The organism is Mucilaginibacter sp. (assembly GCF_039935595.1).
GTDB lineage: Bacteria > Bacteroidota > Bacteroidia > Sphingobacteriales > Sphingobacteriaceae > Mucilaginibacter.
The window spans coordinates 1-3150 of sequence record NZ_JBDTJZ010000110.1 but is presented as its reverse complement, the minus strand read 5'-3'; the positions used below and the strand labels follow the sequence as shown (position 1 = coordinate 3150).

5 protein-coding genes are annotated in these 3150 nt (G+C 40.3%); 4 read left to right on the top strand and 1 reads right to left on the bottom strand.

The genetic code is table 11. From position 1 onward, the window contains the following. Positions 1-247, top strand: a 247-nt coding sequence (locus ABI367_RS07725) for a hypothetical protein (protein ID WP_462228467.1), incomplete at its 5' end; no start/stop codon positions are given. A 70-nt stretch (positions 248-317) separates the two neighbouring features. Next, complete coding sequence (locus tag ABI367_RS07720) at positions 318-506, top strand: hypothetical protein (RefSeq protein ID WP_462228466.1); 189 nt, start codon at positions 318-320, stop codon at positions 504-506. A 73-nt stretch (positions 507-579) separates the two neighbouring features. Here ABI367_RS07720 and accD read toward each other — a convergent pair whose 3' ends face one another. Then, complete coding sequence (gene accD, locus ABI367_RS07715; RefSeq protein ID WP_462228468.1) at positions 580-1425, bottom strand: acetyl-CoA carboxylase, carboxyltransferase subunit beta; 846 nt, start codon at positions 1423-1425, stop codon at positions 580-582. Positions 1426-1615: 190 nt separating this feature from the next. Between accD and fbaA the strand changes: the two genes are divergently transcribed. Continuing rightward, positions 1616-2695 carry a class II fructose-bisphosphate aldolase gene (gene fbaA, locus ABI367_RS07710; RefSeq protein ID WP_462228465.1) on the top strand — a complete coding sequence of 360 codons (1080 nt, stop codon included), beginning with the start codon at positions 1616-1618 and terminating at the stop codon, positions 2693-2695. 150 nt (positions 2696-2845) lie between these two features. Further along, on the top strand, positions 2846-3150 hold a 305-nt coding region (locus ABI367_RS07705), incomplete at its 3' end, for a low affinity iron permease family protein (RefSeq protein ID WP_462228464.1).

Sequence of the window (3150 nt, the reverse complement as noted above, 5' to 3'; positions counted from 1 at the left end):
CCCGAATGAGACACCTGAAGAACAAAAGTCTCACCAGGAAGGTTCAGGTTATGCACCACAAAGGGAGCAGCAACAGCAAAGTAGCGGGAATGATGCGTCTTTTAGCGAGCAAACCGACGTAACTCCTCCAAATCAACATGAGTTTCCATCAGAGGGTATTGCAAAAACTGATTTTGTAAGCCGTCCACATGGTCGTACAACCGGCCGTATGATAGGGCACGAACCCGGTACTGAGGGTAACATATAAAATAAGATAATTGATCTAATTTACAAAGGGGCTGTCCGGAAACGGCAGCCTTTTTAAATTTATCACAGTCATGGAAAATTACAATCAAACAGCCGGTAACGGTAGCCGCTCCGGTCAGCAACGCCAAAATCAAAATAAACAGCAAAACCAGTCAAATTTAAACAGGCAAATGTCTCCAAAACAAAATCACGGCAAAAAGTCGGTATATATAAAAGATATGCCTGAGATAAAACCCGAGATAAACGAGGGTGGGATATAAACGTCACCGCTCATAAACAGAAAAGGTAGCATTTACGCTACCTTTTCTGTTTATATTTGTTTATACCGTACAATTAATTTTTCATCATTTTTAAGAAGGCCGAAAGCTCTTCCTTCATTTCCCTGCGGTCAACAATAAAATCAAGGAAACCGTGTTCCTGCACAAATTCGGCAGTTTGAAATCCTTTTGGCAGATCCTTTTTAATAGTTTCTTTAATAACACGCGGACCGGCAAAGCCAATTAAACTGCCCGGTTCGGCAATGTTAATATCGCCCAGCATAGCGTATGATGCCGTTACACCACCCGTTGTAGGGTCGGTTAATAAAGATATATAAGGTATTTTGGCCTGCCCCAGCAAAGCCAGTTTAGCTGATGTTTTAGCCATTTGCATTAATGAGAACGCTGCCTCCATCATGCGCGCCCCGCCCGATTTGGATATCATTAAAAACGGTATCTTATGCTCAATGGAATGGTCAATAGCACGGGCAATTTTCTCGCCTACTACTGATCCCATTGATCCACCTATAAAGTTAAAATCCATACAGGCTATAACCAGGTCCTGCTCATTTATTTTACCCACGCCTACACGTAATGCATCCTTTAAACCGGTTTTAAACTGGGTTTCGGTAATGCGGTCAGTATACTTTTTGGTATCGGTAAAATGTAATGGGTCGCCCGATGTAAGGTCGGGAAATAGCTCTGTAAATTCGTTATTATCAAACAGTACAGAAAAATACTCTTTTGAGCCAATACGCAGGTGGTACCCGCAGTAGTGGCACACGTATTGGTTTTCTACCTGTTCGGTGTAATGCAGGGGTTTTTTACATTGAGGACATTTGTTCCATATCCCGTCAGGGGTTTCCTTCTTCTCCTCAGTAGTCGTAATTATCCCTTTAATTTCTCGTTTAAACCACGCCATGTCTATGTCTAGCTCTTTCAATTATGCAAAGAAACGAAAAAAGTTTGTTATAGGTTTATAGTAGTTGTAATTGTTGTAGATGTTACAAGGGTTGAAGTAGTTGTTAATTTACAACTTTTACAACCACTTCAACTTCTCAACCACTTTTTTCAACCTAAATTGCTAACTTCGCGCATTAAGTAAAAAACTAATGGATCTGAAAAATTATAAAGGTGTATTGCACGGCGACCAGGTGCAGGAACTGTTTGAGGCAGCAAAAAAGCATCAGTTTGCTTTGCCTGCTGTAAATATAATAGGTACTAACTCTTTAAATGCTGTAATGGAAACGGCAAAGGCGGTAAACTCGCCTGTAATCATTCAATTATCAAATGGCGGCGCGCAGTTTTACGCGGGCAAATCATTAGATAATAGTAAACTGCAGGCTTGCATTTTAGGTGGTGTATCGGCTGCAAGGCATGTACATTTACTGGCCGAGCATTATGGTGTGGCGGTTATTTTGCATACTGACCATGCTGCTAAAAAATTATTGCCTTGGATTGATGGTTTATTGGATTATGGCGAGAAGTTTTTTGCCGAAACAGGTAAACCATTGTTTTCTTCGCATATGCTTGACCTTTCGGAAGAGCCGATTGAAGAGAATATTGAAATATCTGCCAAATACCTGGAGCGTATGGCCAAAATGGGCATGACCTTAGAGATTGAATTGGGTGTAACAGGCGGCGAGGAAGACGGCGTTGATAACAGCGATGTAGATAGCTCACGCTTATATACCCAGCCTGAAGAAGTTTCATACTCGTATGAGCATTTATTAAAAGTTAGCCCACGCTTTACCATTGCTGCTGCTTTTGGTAACGTGCATGGGGTTTACAAACCGGGTAACGTTAAATTACAGCCAAAAATATTACATAACTCGCAAGAGTATGTGAAAGCGAAATTTAATCTTACTGATGAAAAACCTATCAATTTTGTGTTCCATGGCGGTTCGGGGTCAAGTCAGGAAGAAATACGCGAAGCTATAGGCTATGGCGCTATAAAAATGAATATCGATACTGATATGCAATGGGCATTTTGGGAAGGTATTAAAGATTACTACCAGGCTAAAGAAGCGTACCTGCAAGACCAGATAGGTAACCCTGAAGGCGCGGATTCTCCAAACAAAAAATATTACGACCCACGTGTTTGGTTGCGTAAAGGCGAGGAGCAGTTTGTAAAAAGACTAACAGCTGCCTTTGAGGATCTGAATTGTATAAACGCTACTGATAAGTTATAGTGAATGGTTGATTAGGATAAGTGGTTGATTAGGTTGAAACTTCAACCACTCACTTAATCAACCCAATCAACTTTTAACCATACTAAAAAGCGTCGATGTAAAAACATCGGCGCTTTTTTTTGGTTAAATGGCTATATAGATCTTATTATTATGGCTAAAAATAAAAGTAATTTTTTCGAAAAATTTGCTAATTGGGCAACCAATGCAACCGGCAGCTCGGCGGCGTTTATCATTGCATTAACTATCATAATTACCTGGATATTTACGGGCCCTATTTTTGATTATTCAGATACATGGCAGTTGATCATCAACACAGGCACTACTATAGTTACTTTTTTAATGGTTTTTTTAATACAGAAATCGCAGAACAAAGATTCAAAAGCTATTCACCTTAAACTAAACGAATTGATTGCTTCCCACCAGGGGACGAGCAACCGGATGGTTAATATTGAAGA

Excerpts from the sequence above, each read along its gene's own strand:
- fbaA (WP_462228465.1), top strand. The coding sequence starts at position 1,616 with ATGGATCTGAAAAATTATAAAGGTGTATTGCACGGCGACCAGGTGCAG.
- accD (WP_462228468.1), bottom strand. The coding sequence starts at position 1,425 with ATGGCGTGGTTTAAACGAGAAATTAAAGGGATAATTACGACTACTGAG.
- ABI367_RS07720 (WP_462228466.1), top strand. The coding sequence starts at position 318 with ATGGAAAATTACAATCAAACAGCCGGTAACGGTAGCCGCTCCGGTCAG.